This window comes from Pseudomonas sp. UME65 (genome assembly GCF_014170225.1).
In the GTDB taxonomy this organism is placed as follows: domain Bacteria; phylum Pseudomonadota; class Gammaproteobacteria; order Pseudomonadales; family Pseudomonadaceae; genus Aquipseudomonas; species Aquipseudomonas protegens.
In genome coordinates, this window is sequence record NZ_LZZQ01000016.1 from 778,522 (window position 1) to 802,897 (window position 24,376).

At 57.9% G+C, this 24,376-nt stretch carries 23 protein-coding genes and 2 pseudogenes; 16 read left to right on the forward strand and 9 right to left on the reverse strand.

Features of this window, described 5'->3' with window-relative positions:
* Positions 1 to 45 precede the first annotated feature (45 nt).
* On the reverse strand, positions 46 to 1,839 hold the full coding sequence (locus A9971_RS28700; RefSeq protein ID WP_183000396.1) for a thiamine pyrophosphate-requiring protein: 1,794 nt from the start codon (positions 1,837 to 1,839) through the stop codon (positions 46 to 48).
* A gap of 17 nt (positions 1,840 to 1,856) precedes the next feature.
* Complete coding sequence (locus A9971_RS28705; RefSeq protein WP_174395386.1) at positions 1,857 to 2,714, reverse strand: SDR family oxidoreductase; 858 nt, start codon at positions 2,712 to 2,714, stop codon at positions 1,857 to 1,859.
* 300 nt (positions 2,715 to 3,014) lie between these two features.
* On the opposite strand from A9971_RS28705, the gene A9971_RS28710 reads away from it, so the two are divergent.
* From A9971_RS28710 to A9971_RS28745, 8 genes are all read left to right on the forward strand, one after another.
* Positions 3,015 to 7,160, forward strand: coding sequence for a CheR family methyltransferase (locus A9971_RS28710; RefSeq protein ID WP_183000312.1), 4,146 nt, complete (start codon positions 3,015 to 3,017; stop codon positions 7,158 to 7,160).
* A 274-nt stretch (positions 7,161 to 7,434) separates the two neighbouring features.
* Entirely contained in the window at positions 7,435 to 7,734 is a 300-nt protein-coding gene (locus A9971_RS28715) for a hypothetical protein (RefSeq protein ID WP_174395384.1), read from the forward strand.
* Positions 7,734 to 7,937, forward strand: coding sequence for a hypothetical protein (locus tag A9971_RS28720; RefSeq protein ID WP_174395383.1), 204 nt, complete (start codon positions 7,734 to 7,736; stop codon positions 7,935 to 7,937). Before A9971_RS28715 ends, A9971_RS28720 begins: the two co-directional genes overlap by 1 nt.
* A 572-nt stretch (positions 7,938 to 8,509) precedes the next feature.
* The gene (locus A9971_RS28725) at positions 8,510 to 8,683 is read left to right on the forward strand and encodes a general stress protein (RefSeq protein ID WP_027616405.1); all 174 of its coding nucleotides are present in this window, start codon (positions 8,510 to 8,512) and stop codon (positions 8,681 to 8,683) included.
* Between the two features lie 331 nt (positions 8,684 to 9,014).
* Complete coding sequence (locus A9971_RS28730; RefSeq protein WP_174395382.1) at positions 9,015 to 9,299, forward strand: general stress protein; 285 nt, start codon at positions 9,015 to 9,017, stop codon at positions 9,297 to 9,299.
* Between the two features lie 53 nt (positions 9,300 to 9,352).
* Positions 9,353 to 9,904, forward strand: coding sequence for an ATP-dependent Clp protease proteolytic subunit (locus A9971_RS28735; protein ID WP_174395381.1), 552 nt, complete (start codon positions 9,353 to 9,355; stop codon positions 9,902 to 9,904).
* A gap of 29 nt (positions 9,905 to 9,933) precedes the next feature.
* On the forward strand, positions 9,934 to 10,173 hold the full coding sequence (locus A9971_RS28740; RefSeq protein ID WP_174395380.1) for a DUF2934 domain-containing protein: 240 nt from the start codon (positions 9,934 to 9,936) through the stop codon (positions 10,171 to 10,173).
* Between the two features lie 196 nt (positions 10,174 to 10,369).
* Complete coding sequence (locus tag A9971_RS28745) at positions 10,370 to 10,585, forward strand: hypothetical protein (RefSeq protein ID WP_174395379.1); 216 nt, start codon at positions 10,370 to 10,372, stop codon at positions 10,583 to 10,585.
* Between the two features lie 48 nt (positions 10,586 to 10,633).
* Here A9971_RS28745 and A9971_RS28750 read toward each other — a convergent pair whose 3' ends face one another.
* Positions 10,634 to 10,903, reverse strand: a complete 270-nt coding sequence (locus A9971_RS28750) for a DUF6555 family protein (protein ID WP_174395378.1) — start codon at positions 10,901 to 10,903, stop codon at positions 10,634 to 10,636.
* 449 nt (positions 10,904 to 11,352) lie between these two features.
* Between A9971_RS28750 and A9971_RS28755 the strand changes: the two genes are divergently transcribed.
* Both A9971_RS28755 and A9971_RS28760 read left to right on the forward strand, forming a co-directional pair.
* The gene (locus A9971_RS28755; RefSeq protein ID WP_183000313.1) at positions 11,353 to 12,186 is read left to right on the forward strand and encodes an SRPBCC family protein; all 834 of its coding nucleotides are present in this window, start codon (positions 11,353 to 11,355) and stop codon (positions 12,184 to 12,186) included.
* A complete protein-coding gene (locus tag A9971_RS28760; protein WP_174395376.1) occupies positions 12,186 to 13,355 on the forward strand; it encodes a zinc-dependent alcohol dehydrogenase in 1,170 nt (389 codons plus the stop codon). Before A9971_RS28755 ends, A9971_RS28760 begins: the two co-directional genes overlap by 1 nt.
* 90 nt (positions 13,356 to 13,445) lie before the next feature.
* On the opposite strand, the gene A9971_RS28765 is transcribed toward A9971_RS28760, so the two are convergent.
* Complete coding sequence (locus A9971_RS28765) at positions 13,446 to 14,777, reverse strand: APC family permease (RefSeq protein ID WP_220802877.1); 1,332 nt, start codon at positions 14,775 to 14,777, stop codon at positions 13,446 to 13,448.
* Between the two features lie 133 nt (positions 14,778 to 14,910).
* On the reverse strand, positions 14,911 to 15,225 hold the full coding sequence (locus tag A9971_RS28770) for a hypothetical protein (protein ID WP_174395375.1): 315 nt from the start codon (positions 15,223 to 15,225) through the stop codon (positions 14,911 to 14,913).
* 418 nt (positions 15,226 to 15,643) lie between these two features.
* Between A9971_RS28770 and cyoA the strand changes: the two genes are divergently transcribed.
* From cyoA to cyoE, 5 genes are read left to right on the forward strand one after another with little or no spacing between them, the layout of a single operon-like run.
* On the forward strand, positions 15,644 to 16,567 hold the full coding sequence (cyoA, locus tag A9971_RS28775) for a ubiquinol oxidase subunit II (RefSeq protein ID WP_174395374.1): 924 nt from the start codon (positions 15,644 to 15,646) through the stop codon (positions 16,565 to 16,567).
* Between the two features lie 2 nt (positions 16,568 to 16,569).
* Positions 16,570 to 18,543 (forward strand): cytochrome o ubiquinol oxidase subunit I, encoded by a 1,974-nt coding sequence (gene cyoB, locus A9971_RS28780; RefSeq protein WP_174395373.1) that lies wholly within the window; start codon positions 16,570 to 16,572, stop codon positions 18,541 to 18,543.
* 3 nt (positions 18,544 to 18,546) lie between these two features.
* Positions 18,547 to 19,161, forward strand: coding sequence for a cytochrome o ubiquinol oxidase subunit III (gene cyoC, locus A9971_RS28785; RefSeq protein WP_183000314.1), 615 nt, complete (start codon positions 18,547 to 18,549; stop codon positions 19,159 to 19,161).
* A gap of 1 nt (position 19,162) precedes the next feature.
* Positions 19,163 to 19,501, forward strand: coding sequence for a cytochrome o ubiquinol oxidase subunit IV (gene cyoD / locus A9971_RS28790; RefSeq protein ID WP_183000315.1), 339 nt, complete (start codon positions 19,163 to 19,165; stop codon positions 19,499 to 19,501).
* A complete protein-coding gene (gene cyoE, locus A9971_RS28795; RefSeq protein ID WP_404944727.1) occupies positions 19,459 to 20,478 on the forward strand; it encodes a heme o synthase in 1,020 nt (339 codons plus the stop codon). Before cyoD ends, cyoE begins: the two co-directional genes overlap by 43 nt.
* Here cyoE and A9971_RS28800 read toward each other — a convergent pair.
* From A9971_RS28800 to A9971_RS28815, 4 genes and pseudogenes are all read right to left on the reverse strand, one after another.
* Positions 20,411 to 21,907 (reverse strand): annotated as a pseudogene (locus A9971_RS28800) (histidine kinase famiy protein); the annotation flags it as partial. The gene cyoE and the pseudogene A9971_RS28800 sit on opposite strands and share 68 nt — an antisense overlap.
* Before the next feature lie 132 nt (positions 21,908 to 22,039).
* The gene (locus tag A9971_RS28805) at positions 22,040 to 22,549 is read right to left on the reverse strand and encodes a ferritin-like domain-containing protein (RefSeq protein ID WP_183000317.1); all 510 of its coding nucleotides are present in this window, start codon (positions 22,547 to 22,549) and stop codon (positions 22,040 to 22,042) included.
* A 65-nt stretch (positions 22,550 to 22,614) separates the two neighbouring features.
* Entirely contained in the window at positions 22,615 to 23,499 is an 885-nt protein-coding gene (locus tag A9971_RS28810) for a manganese catalase family protein (RefSeq protein ID WP_183000318.1), read from the reverse strand.
* A gap of 166 nt (positions 23,500 to 23,665) precedes the next feature.
* Positions 23,666 to 23,926 (reverse strand): hypothetical protein, encoded by a 261-nt coding sequence (locus tag A9971_RS28815; RefSeq protein WP_183000319.1) that lies wholly within the window; start codon positions 23,924 to 23,926, stop codon positions 23,666 to 23,668.
* A 269-nt stretch (positions 23,927 to 24,195) separates the two neighbouring features.
* Here A9971_RS28815 and A9971_RS28820 point away from each other — a divergent pair.
* Positions 24,196 to 24,369 (forward strand): annotated as a pseudogene (locus A9971_RS28820) (general stress protein); the annotation flags it as partial.
* Positions 24,370 to 24,376 lie beyond the last annotated feature (7 nt).

Consider the following 24,376-nt stretch of genomic DNA (forward strand, 5'->3'; position numbering starts at 1 on the left):
ATCCATGTTCTTACCGCTTTGGCTGCGCGGGTGCGCAGGCGTTCGTTATTTTTTTGCGCCTCCTGGCAGTACGCTGGCCAACACTTGCTTGGCGGTTTGCACAATCACCCCGGCTTCATCCGGGTCGCCTTTGAGCAACGTGGTGGCGAACTTTTTGGCCTGTTCCAGTTTGATATGCGGGGGAAGTGGCGCCACGTCGGGGTCGGTCTTGAACTCGATCAGCACCGGTACATCCGAGGCCAACGCCTGTTCCCAGGCCCCAGCCACATCCTCCTCGCGCTCAACGAAAATCCCCTTCAGCCCCAGCGAAATCGCAAACAGGTGATACGGCACGTCAGGAATGGTTTGCGAAGCCTCAAACTTGGGGTCGCCTTCCATCACGCGCTGCTCCCAAGTGACCTGGTTCAGGTCTTCATTGTTGAACACCGCACAGATCCATTTAGGGCTCTGCCACTGCCGCCAGTATTTGGCCACGGTGATCAGTTCGGCCATGTTGTTCATCTGCATCGCGCCGTCGCCCACCAGCGTGATCACGGTGTTCTGCGGGTGCGCAAGCTTGGCGGCGATGGCGTACGGCACGGCGGCCCCCATGGACGCCAAGCCACCGGACAGGGAACATTGCATGCCACGGCGGATCTTCAAGTCGCGGGCATACCAGTTGGCACAGGAGCCGGAATCGCTGGTGATGATGGCGTGGTCGGGCAAGCGTGGAGACAGCTCGTACACCACGCGTTGCGGGTTGATCGGTTTGGCTTTTGCCAGGGCGCGTTTCTCCAGGGTTTTCTCCCAGCTAGCACGCCAACCCTCGACTTTCTTGCGCCATTTACGCTGAGTCTTGCGGGTGAGCAACGGCAACAGCGCAGCCAGGGTCTCGGCGGCATCACCCACCAGATTCACCTCCATGGGATAACGCAGGCTCAACATGTCGGGTTGCAGGTCAATCTGCACGCCACGGGCCTGGCCTTCCTTGGGCAGGAACTCTGAGTAAGGAAAACCCGAGCCGATCATCAACAAGGTGTCGCATTCGGTCATCAGCTTGTAGCTGGGCTCGGTGCCCAACAGGCCGATGCTGCCGGTAACCCAGGGCAAATCGTCAGCGACTGCAGCCTTGCCGAGTAGCGCCTTGGCCACCCCGGCGCCAAGCGCTTCGGCGACGGCGATGACTTCATCGGTGGCCGCCAGCGCCCCTGCGCCGACGAGAATCGCAACTTTCTCACCGGCATTCAGCACGTCTGCGGCGTGCTGTAGATCTGCCTCATACGGCACCACTCGCGGTTTTGAATAACCCACCCCCGAGTGCACTGTGTCGTGGGCCCTGGCGGGCGGCTCGTAGGCCGCCTCCTGCAAATCGTTGGGCAGGATGATCGCCGTCACTCGGCGCTCACCGACCGCCGTGCGGACGGCCCGGTCCACCAAGTGACGCACCTGGGATGACACCATAGCCTGCTGCACAAATGCCCCTGCCACATCCTTGAACATCGACACCAGGTCCAGCTCCTGCTGGTAATGCCCCCCAAGCGCAGCACGCGCCTGCTGCCCGACAATCGCCAGCACCGGCATATGGTCCATCCGCGCGTCATAGAGCCCGGTAATCAGGTGCGAGGCTCCTGGCCCTGAAGTCGCGATACACACGCCCAGCTCCCCCGTGAATTTGGCGTGAGCCGACGCCATGAACGCGGCCATTTCCTCATGACGGGCCTGAATGAATTCGATCTTGCCCTGCGCCCGGCTCAACGCGCCGAATACACCATTGATACCGTCACCCGGGTAACCAAAGATTCGGGTAACGCCCCATTGGCTGAGCCGCTCAACCAGAAAGTCGCCTACTGTCGTCGTCATCGAATGCCTCGCTTCATTCAAAGAATGGGTTTGCCACCTGTTACGCCGTAGCGTTCACCGGAGATATAACTGCCCTCATCCGACGCCAGCAGTACGTAGATGGGCGAGACTTCGACTGGCTGGCCGGGGCGCCCCAGCGGTGTATTGCCACCGAAATTTTTCACGGAGTCCTCGGTCATCGTTGATACGATCAATGGCGTCCAGATTGGCCCGGGCGCCACACTGTTGACGCGAATACCGCGCTTGCCGAGCATCTGCGCCAGTCCCGCAGTGAAGTTGGCGATCGCGCCTTTGCTCGCCGCATAGGGCAACAGCGTGGGGTTGGGCGCATCGGAATTGACCGAGCTGGTGTTGATGATCGAACTGCCCTCGGCCATGTGCGGCAGCGCGGCTTTGCAGATGCGAAACATCGCGGTGACGTTAACGTTAAAGGTCTTTAGCCAATCTTCATCGGGGATGTCTTCCAGACTTTCGTAGGTCATCTGGAACGCCGCGTTATTGACCAGCACATCAATGCGTCCGAACTTCTCCACGGTGTCACTGACGATCGCCGTGCACTGATCCGCGTTGCCCAGATCACCGGGTAGCAACAGGCATTGACGACCCGCCGCCTCGACCCACCGCGCGGTTTCCTTGGCGTCTTCATGCTCATCCAGATAGGAGACCGCCACATCCGCGCCTTCGCGTGCAAAGGCGATGGCCACCGCACGCCCAATGCCGCTGTCGGCCCCGGTGATTAAGGCTATTTTGTTGGCGAGGCGGCCCGAGCCTGTGTAGGTCTGCTCACCGCAATCAGGCATTGGATCCATCTTGCGCTGTTGACCGGGTACGGGCTGCTGTTGCGCCTTGAATGGTGGTTTTGGATAACTGTTCATCGGTCTTCCTCCTGGCTGTGATTACTTTTGCGAGGGTTGGCCGGGAGGGTAAGTTCACACAGATTTTGAAAAAATCAGATAACCGTTCAGGCACAGCAGTGCCATTGGTCAGTCTGAATAAACCTTCTGAACGTTGCGTGCCACAACCGGGAGGCAAAGGTTTGCAGGGTTAGCAACATTCGAGGCATTCTGCTCTACGCAGCTTTTCGGCTATATTTCGCTTTCGGTTCAGCACTTGCCCTCGCTTTAGTTGCTCCCTCCACGCTCTTCTCGTGCGCAGTTAACCAAGGTTGGTATTTTATGAAGTCTGCCCCCCAGCGGTCCCCTAACGTTCCGCAACGCAAGGACCTTATTCCCAGCAACTTGGACTTTCCGGTGGTGGGGATTGGCGCGTCTGCGGGCGGGCTGCAAGCAGTCAAGGCGTTTTTTGAGCACATGCCCAAAGATTGCGGCATGGCGTTCGTGGTGATTCTGCACCTGTCGTCCGATCATCAAAGCGTGGCGGATAAGATCATCCAGGAGTCGACCCGTATTCCGGTCTCGCAGGTCAATGACACCACGCCCATCGAAAGGAATCATGTGTATGTCATCTCGCCTGCACACCATCTGAAAATGAATGATGGCTATTTAGCGGTATCCCCATCAACCCGCCAGGGCGGCTCGCACATAGCCATCGACCTGTTTTTTCGCGACTTGGCAGACGCGCATAAAGAACGGGCGTTTTGTGTGATCCTTTCAGGGACCGGAGCGGACGGGGCGGTTGGCCTTTCTCGAATCAAGGAGCAAGGTGGGATCACTCTGGTACAAACACCAGAAGATGCTGAGTTCGATGGCATGCCGCGGGCTGCCATCGAAACGCAAATGGTCGATCTCGTGCTTCCCGTTGTGGAAATGCCGCAGAAGCTGCTGGAGCTATGGCGCAATGCTCAGTCAATCATCCTGCCCACTGCCGACGATCCCGAAATTAAAACCACCCCACCTGCAACCGAACGCGATGCAGCCGTGGCGGAGCAGTTATTGCTGGACATCCTGATTCAGTTGCGCGCCAGTACCGGGCACGACTTCAAGCATTACAAGCGCGCCACAGTGTTGCGCCGTATTGAGCGACGCTTGCAAGTAACCGCCCAGCCGGACCTGGCGACCTATTACAATTTCCTCCAGGAGCACCCAGACGAAACCAAGGCCCTGCTCGGCGATATGCTGATCGGCGTGACTAACTTCTTCCGCGACCGCGAGGCCTTTGAAGCGCTTGAACGTGACGTGATACCTAACCTAGTGAAGTCACTCGAAGAAACTGTGCCGCACCGCGAAGAGGTGCGCATCTGGTCGGCCGGCTGTTCCACCGGCGAAGAAGCTTACAGCCTCGCGATGCTGCTGGCCGAGCAACTGGCGCTGGATGCCAGCGGCGCGAAGATGCAGGTATTTGCCACTGATATTGACGAGCGCGCAGTCACCCACGGCCGCAACGGCGTGTATCCCGAGGCGATCATCACCGACGTACCGCCACCGCGGTTGCGCCAATATTTTGCCAAAGAGAAAAACCAACACTATCGAGTGCGCAAGGAAATTCGCGAGAAGGTCTTGTTCGCCAAACACAGTTTGCTCGCTGATCCGCCGTTCTCGCAGATCGACCTGATCGTGTGCCGCAACCTGTTGATCTACCTGGACCGCGAAGTGCAGCGCGACATCTTGCAGATGTTCCACTTTGCGCTGCGCCCCGGAGGCTATTTGTTCCTCGGTTCCTCGGAGTCGGCCGACGGCTGCCTGGACCTGTTTGTGCCGGTTGACAAACGAAACCGCATTTTTCGGGTACGTGCCGGCTCCTCCGCTATGCGCCGCGCCCCAACCATCCCGCGAGGCGGCTACTTGCGCCCAAGCACAGCGTCGATTACGACTGAAATCAAGGCGCCCAGCAAAGTTGCGTTCGCGGATATCCATCTGCGCGCCCTGGAAAAAGCTGCGCCGCCCAGCGTGATCGTCGATATCCAAGCCAACATCCTGCACATGAGCGAAGGTGCCGGGCGGTTCCTGCGCTATGTCGCCGGGGAAGTCACCCACAATCTGTTGGCCCTGGTTCATCCGGACCTGCGCCTCGACATCCGCACTACACTCTTCCAGGTTCAGCAATCGAATATGCCTGTGATCTCTCGCAAGATCCGCGTTCAGCGCGAACAGGGCCCCTTCATGGTGGACATCACCGCCCACCCCTATCGCGATGACGCGACCGAAAGCGACTATGTGCTGGTGATCTTCCAGGAAAGCGCAATCGACCCACAACAGGTCGATACCACGACTGTCAGCCATGCCGAAAACGCCCTCATGGGGAACCTGGAACGCGAGCTACAACGCACCAAGCTGCACTTGCAGGACGCCATCGAGCAGTCGGAAGTCTCAAGCGAAGAGCTCAAGGCCTCCAATGAGGAAATGCAGGCGGTCAATGAAGAGTTACGCTCGGCTACCGAAGAGCTGGAAACCAGCAAGGAAGAGCTGCAGTCGATCAACGAAGAACTGCTGACCGTCAACTATGAACTCAAAACCAAGGTAGAAGAAACGGACAAGGTCAATGACTATCTGACCAACCTGATCGCCTCCACCGACATCGCCACCGTGTTCGTTGACCGCAACATGCGCATCCGTTGGTTCACGCCACGCGCCACCGATATTTTCAGCATGCTTCCGGTGGACACTGGACGCTCGCTGATGGACATCACCCACCGCCTCGATTACCCGGAAATTACCGAAGACGCCACGACCGTCTTTGAGTCACTCGGTACAATTGAGCGGGAAATCGGCGGTAAGAACGACCGCTGGTACATTGCACGGTTGTTGCCCTACCGCTCCAGCGAGGACCATATCGATGGCACGGTGCTTACCTTCATCGATATCACCAAGCGGCGCCAAGCCGAGGAAGAACTGCGCCTGGGCGAGGAGCGCATGCGCCTAGTCGCCGAGAGTACCCATGACTTTGCAATCATCATCCTTGATGACCATGGTGCCATCACCGATTGGAACACGGGTGCAGAACTGATCTTCGGCTACACCAAGGACGAAGTGCTGGGCGCTTATTACGACTTTATTTTTTCACCGGAGGACCGCTCCTCCGGCATGCCGGAGAGCGAACTGCGCGCGGCCCGCGAACACGGTCGCGGTGAAGATGAGCGCTGGCATGTGCGCAAGGATGGCAGTCGGTTCTACTGCAGTGGTGAGATCACTCAGCTCCAGAGCGACAGCTTGCAGGGCTACGTCAAGATCGCCCGCGACCTCACTGGCCACAAACGCACCCAGGATGAGCAGAGGCAGCGCCTGATCGAAACTCAGACGAAGAGCCATCTCAAGGACGAGTTTTTCGCGGTGATGTCGCACGAACTCAAACATCCACTGAACCTGATCCAACTGAACGCGGAACTACTGCGTCGCTTGCCCGCCACCAAGGCGGCGGTCCCGGCGATCAAAGCCGTGAACACAATCTGCGAGGCCGTATCCAGCCAGGCGCGGATCATTGATGACCTGCTGGATGTTGCCCGGGTACGCACGGGCAAGCTCAAGCTGAAAAAACAACCGATTGATCTGATTCGCACGCTGCAGGATATCCATAGCGTAGTGCTCGCCGACGGGCATCGTCGTCATGTAACGCTGCAAACACCTTCGGATCATGGCCCCCTGATAGTCGACGTGGACCCCACGCGCATTGAGCAAGTGATCTGGAACCTGGTCAACAACGCCCTGAAATTCACCCCGGAGGGCGGTGAGGTTCAGTTGGTGCTCAGCCGCTCGGAGGGGGGCGCCCAGCTGGACGTGATCGACAGTGGCATCGGCCTAGCCGATGACAGCCTGGAGAAGATCTTTGATCTGTTCGGGCAGGCAGAAAACCAGCATCAGACGCATCAACGCGAGGGCCTTGGCATAGGCTTGTCCTTGGTACGCCAGTTGGTGGAGGCTCACGAAGGCTCGGTCAGCGTCCATTCCAAAGGGCTGGGTTTTGGCTGCACCTTCTCGATATGGCTGCCGCTGTGCGAACAACAGGATCATCTACAACGTTCTGACGCTGAACAGGAGGAGGATGAACGCCTCCACGGCGTGAAGGTGTTGCTGGTGGAGGACTCTGCCGAGGTGCTCGAAGTGCTGAATGTATTGCTGGAGATGGAAGGCGCGCAAGTCAGCGCGTTCGATGACCCACAGAGTGCGCTGGAAACAGCCCGCGCTGCTCAGTACGACTTGATCATTTCCGACATTGGCATGCCGAAAATGAACGGCCATGAGCTGATGCAGAAGCTGCGCGCGATAGCTCATCTGCGCCGGGTGCCCGCTATCGCCCTCACAGGTTACGGGGCCGGCAGTGACCAGAAAAAGGCGGCTGAGTCGGGCTTTAGTACCCATCTCAGCAAACCGGTCGCCCACGAGTCGTTGATTGATCTCATCGAAAAATTGTGTTGTTTACGTCGTTAGTTGGGACTTTCTCAGTAGGGATAAGGAGATTTTCCCGTTCTGCTCACGGATCGGGGTTTCCTTTCTGGACATCTCACGGATATTGGTTAGAGGTCATTCGGTTACAGCGACGGGGCGCGGATTTTTAGCGAGTAGCTCCATCTAAAAAGACGATAATTTCAAGCAAACTGAATCGTTGAATTAATCGATATTTCAGAGAAAACCATTTTGATACACGGGCTTTGCAAGCGGGTCACACAGTTATACAGAAACCTGCTGATGAAGGATTTAAGCCATGCAACACAACGACATCGACGCAAAAATGATGGCCTGCCGCCAGTTGGCCATGGAGCAGAATCAGAAGCTTTTCAACGAGGCCAATGCCCTAAGCCGCAGCGCATTCGACCTGCTGGAGCAACCTGATTTCGATAGCGAAATGTTTGATGAATATCTGCGCCTTCGCGGCAAAGCCGAAGCGCTTTTCCGTGAAGCGATTGAGCATCTTGGCGTGCTCAACAAGCATTTTCCATTGCCCACCGTAAGCGTGGTCGCCGACGGGGGAAAAGCTGCCAAGCGCGAAAAGGAGATTGCGTGATGAAAAATTCTCAGCGCGCCTGGGACCTGGCGATGGTTCTGATCGCAAATGGTAAAATTCCTTTCGATCCCGACAATTTGAGCGGATCGGTAAAAATACTTTCGCGGCATTTGGAGGCGCTGGAGACAGCACTTCGTGAAGAGGCGATTTTGGCCGAAACCTCGCTTGCCGAAAATCTGGGTCAGCGTTGCCTGCAAAAATAAGTCGGCCGCAGCCGTGCCTTGGTAGGTGCCGATTGACCATCGTCAAGGGACAGTATCTGGCCGCTAAAAAGAGCTCAACACGCTCTGGCGGAATGCTGCGCGTCGGCGGATAAATTGAGCTGACGGGGCGCACTCTTTAATCAAATCCATCATTGGCGGTTCGAGGGGTTGGTGCGGGCTTCAGGTCATTTGCCAGCCTCCGTTTTCCTGGTCAGCCCCGCCCTACGATCAGTCTGTTTCAGACCTATATATTTGGCATAAAGCGTCTGAAACTCCATGATGCATGTTCGGTAGTCGCCCCGTACAAGAGTCCTCAATTAAAAGCATTTTCGACACTAAGCGAAGCGGCAGCCAATGCCATTAATTTAATAGCACTCCCGCCTCGCTTGAAGTAAAAACTTATACGAAGCGGCGCGAACACCGCGTGTCCGTACAAGTTTCTTTCAACCAAAGACCGTTCATCGTCCTTTTTAAAAAATCTCGAAACATTTAGACGACCGCCCTTATCGGAAACTATGTCCGTTGCAATAAACGGGCGTAAGCGAAACCTCAATTACAGTTGGAGTAGCATTATGACGACCAGTAATAAAAACCCAGGTAATTTCGCCAACGATCACGAAAAAGCCTCCGAGGCGGGAAAGAAAGGCGGCCAGGCATCTGGCGGCAACTTTGCCAATGACCGCGAAAAGGCTTCGGAAGCTGGCCGTAAAGGTGGCCAGAATAGCCATGGCGGCGGCCGCAAGTAGTAAGCGTGGTCACATGGGGGCAGCAATGCTGCCCCTTCTATTAATAGCAAAGGAGAACTAAGCATGCGTGCATCAGCAGACTATCAGCGAAGCGTTTTGCCTCCTAAGCCGAGCACGCAAGTGCGAACTGACGCAGGGGCAAGCCTACGCGCGAACACATTGCCATGTTACGAACATCTCCGCGTCGTGGAACTGGCTGAAGCGACTGTCGATGCGTCGCAAACACTTCCGCTGTGCGAAAGGCATTTATAACCTGAGCGACCGTCAGTATTTAAGTGCCTGTAGATCGAGATGAAAGATATATCAACGACATAACGACGAGATTACTGAGATGACTACTAACGACAAGCAAAACCAAATGAGCGTCAACGAAGCCGGTAAAAAAGGTGGCGATGCAACTTCGGCTTCCCATGACAAAGAGTTCTATCAGGAGATCGGAAGCAAGGGTGGCCAAAACAGCGGCGGCAATTTCAAAAATGATCCCGAGCGCGCCGCCGAAGCCGGTAGCAAAGGCGGCCAGAACAGTGGCGGCAACTTTGCCAACGACCGTGAGAAAGCCTCGGAAGCTGGCCGTAAAGGCGGCCAAAACAGCCATGGTGGCGGACGCAACGGTTAACGTGCTTTATGCAGGGGAGCGGTGCTCCCCTGCCTTGATGGACGGGGGACACCATGCCTTTACACGTCATTAACTTTACCGGGCCGGTCACCGCCTCTACCTGCAGCCAACTTATCGAAAAAGCCTCGTTGGCCGTTCAGCAAGAGGCTTCGGGGCTGGTAGTGAACATCGCCACTATGGGCGGCGAATGCAGCTACGGTTTTACCATGTACAACTTCCTGCTGGCGCTGCCGATCGCGGTGCACACCCATAATCTGGGCACCGTGGAGTCGATGGGCAATATCATCTTTCTGGCCGGTGAGCGCAGGACGGCGTGCAAGCACAGTAAATTTCTGTTTCATCCGTTTCATTGGCATGTGCAAGGCGCCGTCGACCATTCGCGCATGTCCGAATACGCCATGAGCCTTGACTACGACTTGCAGTTGTATGCACGCATCGTCGAAGAGCGTACCAAGGATGCAAGGGAAAAACTCGAAACAGAAAAGTACCTGATAGCGGCACCGCGCATTCTCGACCCGCAACAAGCCATGACAGCCGGCTTGATCCATGGGATCGAACTACCGGTCATCAAGGCTGAGTTTGTAAGCAGCTTCATTCACTCCTAGCGCTTTTAAACTGGAACAGGAGCACCACGATGGACGAAGAAACGATTCGACTCACCGCCTACCGTATTTGGGAACAACAAGGTAAGCCTGACGGCCAGGATTTTGTGCATTGGCTGCAAGCCAGAGACGAACTGACGCCCGGGCAAATAGATAGCTCTTCGGGCACGATCGAAAGCAATGTTACGCGGCCTGTACCGGCCCGATCAAAGCGCCAGGCGGCGCCATCATCCACAACGCGAAAAACACGCAGCAAAAAGCTCGAAGCCTGAGCGGGCCAGATCAGGCGTGCGGACGCGTCTGTCGTGACACCCGCCGACAGTCATGCGCACGCCTTCCCTTTGAAACTCGAATATTGGCACTTTAATATCAATTAATCGCTTGTTTGAAACTCCTCCTTTTTTTTGTTGAAATCATTTACCTCATCATGGATCGTGAGTGAGCTTTTAATTCAGGGAGGAATCGAAGATGTCTGGTCTACAAGCGAACGGCCAGTGCGCCCAATGTAAACAGCCCTTCGAGCCGACGACGGACGAACCCTCCTATCTGGTGTCCACCGCCGCCGAGATGCTCTGCCCGCCATGCAGGCAACAGTATCTGGCGGACTTGATGATAGATGCACTTCAACGCAGCGCCCTCAAGTTATGCATGCTGCAGGAACGTCGAAAAAACAATAAGGCTTGACTCAAACCAACACTCTATTCAAATGTGCGTATTTGTTAAAAGTTACACTCATTCAGGGGGCGGTGGTACATAGGGCTGCGCAATAAACGGAATACTTCCAGAAGGACGCCACCTGACGTTCTCCAGGCCGTAGCGTTCTGCAAGGGGTCTGCTGACCCGTTTGATCTTTTCATGGCGTGACCGAGGAATTATACCGATCCCAGCATCGCAAGATGCCCAATGCCACGCCGCTGCATTATTCATGACATCCGCTCTTATAATAAAAGATCTCGGCTTATGATGGTATTCGTACTCGATAATATATAAAGAATTTTTCATATATCCTCCTTCTGATTTTTGTTATTGGAGCAGCGCGAAGGTTCAGATTTTCCCTCTTGAGGTGTATTTTTAGTTGCGCCAACTTGCGACACTATCGGGACATGACCATTCGTCGGCGCCTTCTAAAAAAAACCAAACCGTTATCGCTTTATCGCTTCTTACTATTGAGCCTGCTCCCTCCAGGCTCTGGTAAAACTCCTGTCTTGCCCGTACTCCGTGCGGGCTTTTTTTTGAGCAGTTCATAGAGCCGTGACGGTGTTCGGCGAGCCGGTGACTAGTGCGCCGCACTTATATACACAACGCCGGCTTGTTTCGCCGCGCCCCAATACGCTGCCATGACTAACTTGAACTTCAAGGGCGGGAAACCTTTCATCTCTAATCGTGAAATGCGGTGGAACTCAAGCTGCGCAGGTTTTTCTATCGCAGACACATCCATCGGAGGATTGACCATGACTGACCAGCCACTAATATCCACCCACACCCCTCCTGACGCGCACCGAAGCGGCACGATGACCAAGGCTGAGCGCACACTTTCGCTGGCCGCTGGCGCTGCCCTATTACTGCATGGCTGTCGCAAGGGTGGGGTGAGTGGTGCACTCCAGGTTGCGGCGGGCGCCTACGGTGTAATTCGCGGTGCAGCCGGGCACTGCGCACTGAAGCGGGTGTTGACACCAACCCCCTACGAAACACAATTCAGCCGCGAACATCAGTGGCCGATCAGCGAGGCAATCACGCGCAGTATCACGATCTTGCGCCCATCGGATGAGGTGTCTGCCCTCATCGCCAGGCCCGAGAACATCGGCCCGTTGCTGCGCTGGGTCGACAGTGTCGAGCAACTGACCCCGGACACCGCGCTCTGGAAGCTCCGCGCACCGGCCGGCCGGCGCCTGCAGTGCGCGCTTGTGCAGATCGATACACAGGATCGCCATGTAGTGCATTGGAAAACTCCAGGCGACGCGCGATGGGCGCACGACATTACCGTCTCGCTGAGCCCCGCCCCGGCCGGCCGTGGAACCCAGGTCAAGGCGGTGGTGGTGTGCAAGCCGGCAATGGCCAAGTTGGGCTATGGCTTGGCGCGTGCGATCAGCCTGTTCAGCGACAAAGCCTTGCTCAACGCCCTGCAGGCAGTGAAGCAGCAACTGGAGACCGGCGAGGTCAGCAACAACCGCTCCAGGCCGGAACAGGACGACGATTTTTTTTACGTACACGCCGGCGCTGACCAGGTCGCAACCGATCACCCGTCAGCCAAAACCGGCGTTGTTATCGAAGGAGAACCCCACTGATGCGCGCACTCACTTGGCAAGCACCTAATCTACTGCAACTCGACAATGTCGCCGACCCTGCGATCCTTAACCCACGGGACGCGATCATTCGCGTCACCCTCTCCTCTGTCTGCGGTTCGGACCTGCACTTGCTCGGCGGCTACGTACCGGCCATGAAGCCCGGCGATATCATTGGCCACGAATCCATGGGCGAAGTGGTTGAGGTCGGCAAAGGCGTCACCGACCTGCGCAAGGGTGACAAAGTGATCACCATCTCAATCATCGGCTGCGGCAACTGCGAGCCGTGCCAGCGCAGCGATTTCTCCTGCTGCGACAACTCCAACCCAAACCCGTCGGCGACGGACCTGATGTATGGCCAGCCATGCTGCGGCATCATCGGCTACAGCCACGCCTTTGGCGGTTACCCGGGCAGTCACGCAACCTACGTGCGGGTGCCGTTCGCCGACGTCAACCTGTTCAAGGTGCCCGAAGGCGTGAGCGATGAGCAGGCGCTGTTTGTCTCGGATGCGGCGCCCACCGGTTACTTCGCGGCGGACAATGCCGATATCCAGCCCGGCGACACCGTGGCAGTGTGGGGCTGCGGCGGCGTTGGCCAGATGGCGATCTGCAGTGCTTACCTGTTGGGCGCCGAGCGGGTGATCGCGATTGATCGTTACCCCGACCGGCTGCGCCTGGCCGAAGAACGCGGCAAGGCGATCCCTATCAACTACGAGAAAACCAACGTGCACGAAGCCTTGCTGGAGTTGACTGGCGGACGCGGCCCGGATCGCTGCATCGACTGTGTGGGCATGGAGGCGCATGGCACCGAGATCGACTATGCCTATGACAAGGCCAAGCAGTTGCTCAGGCTGCACACCGAACGCGGCAGCGTGCTAAGGCAGGCCATACGTGCCTGCCGTAAAGGCGGCACGGTATCGGTGGTCGGCGTGTACGGTGGGTTGCTCGACAAGTTCCCGATGGGCGCGATCGTCAACAAGGCGTTGACGCTAAGATCCGGACAGCAACCGGGGCAGCGTTACGCACCGACCCTGTTCGAGCATATTCGCAAAGGCGAGCTTGACCCTGCCTACTTGCTGACCCATCCCATGAGCCTGGAAGACGGGGCGCAAGGCTACAAGCTGTTCAAGGAAAAAACCGATAATTGCCTGCGGGTGGTGTTTAAGCCCTGAGGGTCGTGCGTGTGGTTTCAATGCCTGGCACGCCGAACAGCGGGGGATGTGTGAGCCGTAGATGCCGATACCCATGCTCCGATAAGCGATTTAGCCAGGCTCCGCGACCGGCGTCGCCAGGCGGTTGCACGCGTACAGCGCACTCCCCAGCAGCATCATCGCGCCGCCTCGCAGCCAAGTGTCGAGGCCTTGCTGGCTGAGCAGGATCAGGCAGGAAACAATCGCCAGCACCGGCACCCAGGTCGGCACACGAAAATGGTGTTCTGCGACGAGGTCGCGGCGCAATACCAGCACCGCCAGGTTGGTGCTGAGGAACACGAAAAGCAGCAACAGCACGACCGTATCGGCCAACGCTGCGAGCGTGCTGGTCAACGTCAAGGAGATGGCCACCAGGGTGCTGGCGATGATCGCGACCCAAGGCGTACGCCGCTTGGGCAGCACACGCGAAAGCGGCCCCGGCAACAGGCCCATGCGGGCCATGCCATAGGTCAGGCGGCTGGCCATGACCATGGTCAACAGCGCACCGTTGGCGACCGCCACCAGTGCAATGAATGCGAAGAGCTGGGGCGGGATACTCAAGCCCGAGGCGCGTACCACTTCGAGCAACGGCGCCGAGGTGGCCGTCAGTTTGTCCATCGGCAGCACCACTGAAGCAGCGACACCAACCGCCGTATACACGATGCCGGCCGTCACCAACGCGGCAAACAGCGCACGCGGATACACCTTGCGCACCCCGCGTATTTCTTCGGCCAGGTTAGCCGACGTTTCAAAACCGACAAACGAATAGAACGCCAGCAATGCAGCGCTCAGCACCGCAGGCATAGTGTTGACGCCGGCCTTGAACTCCAGCGCGCGGCCGAGGTTGGTTTCGCCCGACTGGATGCACCAGGCCGCGGCCACCACCACCAATAGCAGCCCGGACAGTTCGATGCAGGTCATGACCATGTTGCCGCCCAACGACTCCTTGATACCGCGAGCATTGAGCAGCGCTATCACCATCAGGAATATCAGCGCGGCCAGGTGCGGTGATACGTCGACGAACGCCGCCAGGTAATCGCCGGCAAATGCGAGGGACAGCCCGGCCGCGCTGGTGACGGCGGCCGCCAGCATGCAAAAGCCGACCAGGAACGAAATCAGCGGTGACTTGAATGCCTTCTCGGCGAACACCGAAGCAGCGCCGGCATAGGGGAACTTGGTCACCAGCTCCGCGTACGAACCTGCCGTGAGCATGGCGAAGAACAACGCCACCAGCAGTGGCACCCAGATCGCCCCACCCACCTCGCCAGCGATGGTGCCGGCCAGCGCGTATACGCCGACACCGAGCACATCGCCGAGAATGAACAGAAACAACATCGGGCCCGTCACGGCGCGGCGCAAGGACGGTTTTGTGGGTGCGGCTTGGCTGAAGCTGAACTCGGACATGGGCGGTTCGGGCGGCGGGGTTGTTATCAGCAATCAGCGGGCGCGGGCCGGCTGACGCGGGGCTCTCTACAATGGAAAATCCACGCGCCGCCAAAGTTCCGTTTTCCGCTGCAACCCCGGCGCAGGCGCCCCGTCAATCGTCCTCGTGCAGGTGCGCGTCAGCGCAGGGCAAACGCCCCGATTCGCCGCCCGCAATCCGTTCCGCCTGATCAATGCCGCGCTTGAGCGCGTCGTGCACGGTCCATTCGGCGCCCGGCAACTGGCTGGTGCGTTCAATCACGCATTGCCCCGTCGCGGTATAGACGCTGACCATCACTTCGATATCGGCGTCTTCGCGCTCCCGGGCCCTGACTTCGATATGGCACCCGTTTTCCACTTCCTGAGTAAAGCACTCTTCTTCCAATGCCTTTTGGGCCCATGCCTTATAAGTATTACCACGAATAAACATAACTGTTCTCCCGGACCGTTAGTGGGTTGGTCTTCAAGTAAGACCTGAATGCCTTAAGAGGGATTCCGTCTTTTTTACAAGGGAAATTGCATCATGCACCTATAAAGCTCTAGTGCCGTTTCGCTTGTTAAGCCGTTCGTCAGGCGAAGTAACAAATTGTTAAACCAACCCCGTGACGTCTATTCAAAATATTCGGCAGCGCGGTGAAACACGCACCCCAGAGCAGCAGCGAAAGCCAACAGATCCGGGCAGTTGATGGGTTTTATCCATTGATGGCGCTGTATTGCCTGGCGTCAGGCACTTGACTGCGCCACGCACTAAAAAGCGCAGCGCCAGCGTTTCGCTTAAGTAATTTTCGACCACTGTCGCCGGACTTTCGGCGCCGTAACAACGGACGTTTTCAATACAGGAGCAAGGCATGAAACGAGCGATTGGCTATTGCCTGGCATATCTCGCCAGCGTCTTCTTGTTAAGCGGCTGCAACTTAGTGGTGTTCAACCCCAAGGGGCAGATTGCAACCGATGAGCGCGACCTGATTATCCTCGCCACGGGCCTGATGCTGTTGGTTGTGGTGCCGGTGATCGTGCTGATGTTCGTATTCGCCTACCGCTACCGCGCCACCAATAAAAAGGCCCGTTACTCACCGCGCTGGGCCAGTTCCCACAAAATCGAAGCGGTAGTGTGGGGCGTGCCGCTGCTGATCATCATCGCCTTGGGCTGGGTGACGTGGAAAACCACCCACGCCCTCGACCCCTATCGCCCGCTCGACTCGGACACGCCACCGATCAACGTCCAGGTGGTGGCCACCGACTGGAAGTGGCTGTTCATCTACCCCGACCTGGGTATCGCCAGCGTCAACGAACTGGCCTTGCCGGTGCACACGCCGGTGAGTTTCACCATCACCTCCGACGCAGCCATGACGTCCTTCTTCATCCCGGCGCTGGGAGGGCAGATCTATGCGATGGCAGGCATGCAGACCAAGCTGCACCTGATCGCCAACGAAACCGGCGAGTTCAAGGGAATCGCCGCCAACTACAACGGCCCCGGTTTTTCCGACATGCATTTCACCACGCTGTCATTGAGCCCCACCGACTTCCAGACCTGGGTGAACAAGGTCAAGGGCGCCTCCACAGCCCTTGACCAAACGAGCTATGCGCACTTGGCCAAGCCCACCATCAAGCACCCCGTGACCTATTACTCGGCAGTGCAGGAGCGGCTGTTTCTGGACATCGTCGATAAATACGAAGGCATGAACAAGGCCAATAAAACCAGGCGAGCGCCATTGAGCGGTACTGAAAAGCGCGTCGATCAACACCCCAGTTTACTGGCCGAGGAGCAATAACAATGTTCGGAAAACTGTCATGGGATGCGATTCCAACCACTGAACCGATTGTGATGTACACGCTGGCCTTCATCGGGCTGATCGGCGCGGCGATGGTGGGCACCATTACCTGGAAACGCAAATGGGGCTATTTGTGGCGCGAGTGGTTCACGTCGGTGGACCACAAAAAGATCGGATGTATGTACATCATCGTCGCGCTGGTGATGCTGCTACGCGGTTTTTCCGACGCAATCATGATGCGCACCCAGCAAGCCATGGCCGCCAGTGGCGGGCCGGGTTATCTGCCGCCGGAACACTACGACCAGATCTTCACTGCCCATGGCGTGATCATGATTTTCTTCGTGGCCATGCCCTTCGTGGTCGGCCTGATGAACGTTGTGGTGCCGTTGCAGATCGGCGCACGCGACGTGGCCTATCCGTTTCTCAACGCGCTGAGCTTCTGGCTGTTCGTGGCCGGTGCCGCGCTGGTCAACGTCTCACTGGGGATCGGTGAGTTTGCGCGAACCGGTTGGGTCGCCTATCCGCCGTTATCCGGATTGGCATACAGCCCCGGGGTCGGGGTGGACTACTACATATGGTCACTGCAGATATCCGGCGTCGGCACGTTACTGACGGGGCTGAATTTCTTCGTCACAATCTTGAAGATGCGCACCGAAGGCATGACGTTGTTCAAAATGCCGGTGTTCACCTGGAATGCGCTGTGCACCTCGGTGCTGATCCTGGCGTCGTTTCCAATTCTCACCGCCACCCTGCTGATGCTGTCCCTGGACCGTTACCTGGGCATGCATTTCTTTACCAACGAAGCCGGCGGCAACCCGATGATGTACGTGAACTTGATCTGGGCCTGGGGGCATCCGGAGGTGTACATCCTGATCCTGCCGGCGTTCGGAGTGTTTTCCGAGATTGCCGCGACCTTCAGCAGTAAGCGGCTCTTCGGTTACGTGTCGCTGGTATGGGCGACGATTGCGATTACCGTGTTGTCGTTCATCGTGTGGCTGCACCACTTCTTCACCATGGGCGCAGGGGGTAACGTCAACGCGTTCTTCGGCATCATGACCATGATTATCGCGGTGCCGACCGGGGTGAAAATCTTCACCTGGCTGTTCACCATGTACCGTGGCCGGGTGCGCTTCGAGACCCCCATGCTGTGGACCCTGGGCTTTATCGTGACCTTCAGCATCGGCGGGATGACCGGGGTATTGCTGGCAGTGCCGGGCGCTGACTTCATGCTGCACAACAGCCTGTTCCTGATCGCGCATTTTCACAACGTGATCATCGGCGGCGCGGTGTTCGGCTACATGGCCGGCCTGACCTACTGGTTCCCCAAGGCCTTTGGCTTCCGCTTGAACGACAAGCTGGGCCGCATCGCCTTCTGGTGCTGGCTGATCGGCTTTTATTTCGCGTTCATGCCGTCGTATGTACTGGGCTTTATGGGCATGACCCGGCGCCTAAACCATTTCGACAACCCGGAATGGCGGCCGTGGCTGCTGCTGGAAGTGCTGGGCGTGCTCATCATCCTCTGCGGCGTAATTTCCCAGGCTCTGCAGCTGTTCGTCAGCATCCGCAACCGCCACCAATACCGCGACCTCACTGGCGACCCGTGGGACGGGCGCACCCTGGAATGGGCCACCGCCTCTCCGCCACCGCTGTACAACTTCGCCGAGCAACCCAAGGTCAATGACCTGGACGCTTATTGGGGCATGAAGGAGCGCGGCGTGAGCACCCTCAGCCACACCGACTACCGAAGCATTCACATGCCGCGCAACACCGCCTCGGGCCTGTTGATCAGCCTGTTCGCGCTGATCTGCAGCTTCGCCCTGGTCTGGCACATCTGGTGGTTGGCGGCGTTCGGCCTGGTGGCTTCGGTGGTCGCGTTCGTGGTGCGCAGCTACGACGAAGACACTGATTACTTCGTGTCCGCGCAAGAGGTGGCGCGCATCGAAACGGCACGTCTCAAAGACCTGGCAGAGGCTTGATCCATGTCCAATATCGTGATTGAAAAAGACGTCGCTCATACTCAGGAACACGGACATGAAGACGCGGGTTCGCTGAGCGTCTTCGGGTTCTGGATCTACCTGATGACCGACTGCATCCTGTTCGCGAGCTTGTTCGCCGGCTATGCGGTGTTGCGCGACAGCGTGGCCGGCGGTCCTTCGAGCGTGGATATTTTCGAACTGTCCTATGTGCTCGCTGAAACCATGCTGCTGCTGTTGAGCAGCATCACCTACGGCTACGCGATGCTCGCGATGAACCGTGGCCAGCAAAGCCAGGTGCTGCGTTGGCTGGGACTCACGTTCGTGCTCGGCGCCGGCTTCATTGCCATGGAAATCAACGAGTTCCACCATCTGATTGCAGAAGGCTACGGACCGGACCGCAGCGCGTTTCTGACCGCGTTTTTCACCCTTGTCGGCACCCACGGCGCGCACGTGTTGACGGGGTTGATCTGGATGGCTGTGCTGATGGTGCAGATTCGCCAGAAAGGCCTGACCAACACCACCGCCACCCGGCTCAGTTGCCTGAGCCTGTTCTGGCACTTCCTGGACGTGGTGTGGATCTGCGTGTTTACCGTGATCTATCTGTTGGGAGTGGTGTGACATGTACAAGCAAAGTTCGATTCACAGCAGCGCCGGTACCAGCCATGGCAGCAGCCGTTCCTACCTGGTCGGGTTCCTGCTGTCGGTGCTGCTGACCCTGATCCCTTTCGCCCTGGTGATGTTCCCTTCGCTGCCGCGCACCATCACCGCCTGGCTGGTGGTGGCGCTGGGGGTTATCCAGATCGTGGTCCACCTCAAGTTCTTCCTGCATCTGGATACGGCCGAGGAACAACGCTGGAACCTGATTGCACTGATTTTTTCGGCGGTCATCATTCTTTTGCTGGTAGGGCTCTCGCTATGGATCATGGACAGTATTCACCACAACATGCTGGCGCACTGAGGTACTGGCTGGGGTTGCTCAATGCAGGAATTCAACTGACCAAGCCAGGGATCATTTTTGGCAATCTCACGTCGGTGCTGGGGGGTTATTTCCTCGCTGGCGGCGGGCGCCTGGCAGACCCTGCGCACCTAGTTGCCACCCTGCTCGGCACTGCACTGGTGATCGGTTGCGGTTGTGTCATTAACAACTGCGCCGATCGAGACATTGATCGGCGCATGGTGCGAACCTGCCATCGCGCACTGGCGCTGCGAACCATCGCGGTGCCCACCGCCGCCAGCTATGCCATCGCACTGGGCGTCAGTGGTTTCGGCCTGCTCTGGGCGGGCAGCAACCTGCTGGCGTGCTGCCTGGCGCTGGTCGGGCTGGTGATCTATGCGGGGGTCTACACCTTCTGGCTCAAGCGCCGTTCCCACTGGGGCACCTTGGTCGGCAGCCTTTCCGGGGCAATGCCGCCGGTGATCGGTTATTGCGCGGTCACCGCAAGGTTCGACGCCACGGCGATGATGTTAGTGCTGGTGTTCTGCTGCTGGCAGATGCCCCATTCACAGGCCATCACCGTGATGCGCCGCGAGGACTTCCGCGCGGCGCGCCTGCCGCTGCTGACCCTGACCCAAGCCCACCGGCAAATACAGGCGTACACCCTGGCTTTCTTCGCCAGCACCCTGCTGCTGGGAGTGGTGGCCCAGATGGGCATACTGTATTTCGCCGTGATCAGCGCCTTAGGCGGTTACTGGCTGGCGCTGGCCAACAGCAGCGTGCGCCGGGTCGATCCAGCGCGCTGGGCGCGCTCGATCTTCGGCTTCTCGATTCTGTTGGTGATGATCCTCAACCTGATGCTGGCGCTGTCCACGCTGTGTCGAGCAAGCTGCGAATCTTCCTGGGCAAATCAGCGGGCTGGTAGGGTTTGGCAATCAACTCGAAGTCATGCACCTGTATATCCGCGCGCTCCAGCGAGTCTTTCGCATAGCCCGTCGTAAGCAGCACCCTGGTATGCGGATACAAGTGCGCTATCTCGCGCGCGAGTTCCGCGCCATTCATCTGGCCGGGCATGATCAAGTCACTGAACACCAGGTCATAGGTCGCGCCGGCGAGCCGATCAAGCGCCTCGGCGGCAGTGTGTGCAATGTCGGTGCTATAACCGTAGTCAGACAGAACCTCCTGCGCGAGCTCGGCCACTTCGGGCCGGTCCTCCACAATCAAGATGTGCTCGTCGCCTTGAAGCGAAGTAGTCGCGGGCGTTTGCTCGACCCAGAGCTGGCTGTCGTTCGCCGGAAAATACAGGCATACCGTCGTGCCAACGCCTGGGTAGGAATGGATGCGTGCAGTACCGCCCGATTGCTTGACAAAGCCATACACCATCGACAATCCCAGCCCCGAACCCTTGCCCTCTTCCTTGGTGGTGAAGAACGGCTGCATGACTTTCTCCTGGACGCTCTCATCGATGCCGTTGCCGTTATCGCTGATCGAGAGGCCCACGTAGCGGCCTTCGGCCAGCCCGTCGCGTTGCGCATTGGCATCGCCCGGAACCTGAACGTTGCACGTCTTGATTGTCACGGTCGGCTCGCCATGTCCTCCTAGCGCATCCTGGGCGTTGGATAACAAATGCTGCACCGCCAGCTCCGCCTGCGCAGGGTCAATACGACAGTTCCACAGCTCCTCAGCCAGATCCACATGCAGCTGGACATCCTGCAGTGTCTGCGCCAAAAAATCGGTGCGGCTCAGCAAGGTGTTCAGGTTGATTACGCGACTGTCGAGACGTTGCTTGCGCGAGAACGCGAGTAGCTGTTGGGTCAAGGTTTGAGCTTTTTCGGCGGCGGCCCTGGCGCGGCTGGCACTGTTGAGGATGCGCTGCGGGTCGGTGCCGGGGCGCTTGGCGCTCTGCTGGATCAGTTCGAGATAACCGACCATCACCTGCAGCAGGTTATTGAAGTCATGGGCGATGCCGCCGGTCAGTTGCCCGAGGGCCTCCAGGTCCTGAACGCGGCGCACGCGCAGTTCTGCGTCGTGGCGCCGGCTCACGTCAAGCTGAGAGGCAAAAAAGTACACCAATTGGCCGCTCTCATTGAACAACGGCGAAATGAACAGTTCATTCCAGAACGTCGAACCGTCCTTGCGGTAGTTGAGTACTTCCGCACATACCTCATGGCGGCATGTCATCGCATGCTGCACTTGCCGCAACGCACGCTTATCGGTTTCAGGTCCTTGCAGAAGCCTGCAATTGCGCCCGATCACTTCATCCTGTTCATACCCCGTCAGCCTCAGGAACGCCTGATTGGCGAAAATGATCGGGTTGTCGGCTTGAGCCGGGTCGCAAACGATCATCGCGCTTTGGCTGGTTTCCATCGCCGCGAAAAACAGGTCTTTGCGGCTGGAAGAGAGCCGCGCCGGATCGATACGGTCGACCACGGGCTTTTTCTTGCTTGCCAAGGTTCACCTCCAGTTACGTGGTGCGTGTTCCATGGACCGTGAAAACGTCGCGCAGTGCCACCCTGCGCTGAACAGGCGCCCGCCGCAGGCGGTCGGGCGCCGCGCATTACGTCAGCGCTTGGCTGCTTTGTCGGGGTCGGCTGAGCGACGCAGGAACGCTTGCGTCAGTTCCGGTAAGTGCTGTAGCAGCCACTCGGCCATGGCGATTTCCTGCGGCAGGATCTTTTCGCAGGCCGCTAGAGTTTCCGAATCACCGGCCTCTTTCGCAGCGGCGATAAGCGCCGTGTAGCTGGCAATTTCCATGTTTTCGAAGACGTAACCGGCCATCGCGCCCTTGATGACTTCGTCACTCATCAGTGAGCCACCGACTGCCTGGCCGAACGCCATCAGCTTGCCCCCCATGTCTTTCAGGGTCGATGAGCTGCCTCCCAGACGCGCCAGGCACTGGTCAATAAGTTGCTGCTGGCCGAGAGTTTCCTCAATGTGCTGGTCGATCCGTGCCTTGAGCTGGGGGTAATGTTCTAGGCGCTCGGATTGCGCCTTGAGCATTTTTTCGGCCTGCTGCTCCATCGCATGGGCATCACGTAGCCAATCGAGCAGGTTTTCCTGTGAAGTCGCCATGTCGTTAGTCCTCTTGATAAAAAATGGCAGGCGCCGCACGCCCGAAAGCGTGCGGCTGCCAAGCTTCAAATTTCGGGTTTAGGTTGCATTCCCGAGCCCAGGTCAGCGCCGGTAACGGGGTCGCTCGTCGCGTCCGAGGCCGTGCGGATTTTCATCGCGCTCAATGTCGCTTCGTCATCGGCATCCAGTTGCACAGTGGCCAAGCCATCACCACCATCGACCGCCGGTTGCGGGCTTTCCACGAACTCCCACTCTTCGCCCTGGTTCCACGGGCCACGCATACTTTCCGCGCCTTGGGACATGTTGTAGTAAACCTGCGTGAATTCCTGCATGCCCGGCAGCTTGCCTTGAGGGAAGTTCGGCTGGATCGAATGCAGCGCCTTTTCAAAAGACAATTGATGCGCGATTTCCCGCGTCATCAAAAAGCCCAGCGCCTCTTTTACGCCCGGATCATCCGTGACGTTCATCAGCCGCTCGTAGACTATTTTGGCGCGGGCTTCGGCCGCGATATTGGAGCGCATGTCTGCGGTGGGCTCACCGATGGTGTCGATATAGGCCGCTGTCCAGGGCACGCCGGCGGAGTTGGTCAACGGCGCACCGGCACCGTACAGCAGGCTGGTAATGTGAGAGTCATTGCCGGCACCATTAAGGGAGCGATACAACTCGCCCTCCTCTTCCACACCTTCGGCCATGCGCCCCTTGGCGCCCTTGTTGAGCATCACGATGATGGACCCGACGATCTCCAGATGGCTGAGCTCTTCGGTGGCGATGTCCATCAGCAGATCCTTGCGGCCCGGATCGTCTTCAGCCAAGGCCTGGGTGAAGTAGCGGGACGCTGCCGCCAGTTCCCCTTGAGCGCCGCCAAACTGTTCCAGCAGCAGGTTGGCCAGGCCCGGATTAGGCTCGGCCACGCGTACGGTGTATTGAAGTCGCTTGTTATGTAGAAACATGAACAAATCTCCTCAGGCTTAAGAAGGGGCGGCGCCCGCTTGGAGCGCTGCCTACCTTTTTGTGAGGCGCTTCCCTGTTGATAAATTTCAAAATAAACCTTTGCAGTGCGATCAGCGGTCGGGGGTTACGCATCAAGCGAAACCGCGGCGCAGAGCATTTGGAGGCTCACTTCCCGTCGTCGTTCTGCGGGCCAGGAACGGTGTCTATTCCGGGAGTGCCGTTGGGCGGCAGCGTGACACACGGATTTTTGCCGCTGGTTGGCGGCTCAGGCGCCCGTTCAGGTGATGTGTCATCGGGGTGGTCCCAGTCAGTTGTTGCGTTCGGATCTTCGTTGCGCCCGGCCGTTCCCAGGACGCAACCGTCCTCGTTCGGCTCAGGCGATTTTTCCAGCGGCAGGTCTTGACCATTGGATGTGTCGTGGTTCATAGCAGGCATCTCCTGTGTACATGGATGAAACCATTTGGAATCGCCTATAAGTTTGCGGTGCCATGTAGAAGACGAACGGCCAGGTATTCCCGACCGCCGACTTAAGCGTGCAAGATTCAAAGGTATGCATGACTAACTACCGTTTGTCGCCTTCCGATAAAACTCTTAAAACATTTTTTCGCCGGCCGACATCCCAGTAAATGTCCATTGCAGAAAATGGGCAACTAACGAAGCGCTACCTTAGTGAATGGAGAACTCTCATGACTACAGGAAACAAAAACCCGGGCAACTTTGCTAATGACCGCGAGAAAGCTTCCGAAGCCGGGAAAAAAGGCGGCCAATCATCGGGCGGAAATTTTGCCAATGACCGCGAGAAAGCGTCTGAAGCAAGACGCAAAGGCGGTCAACACAGCCATGGCGGCGGCCGGAAATCGGAATCTTAGTGCTCTT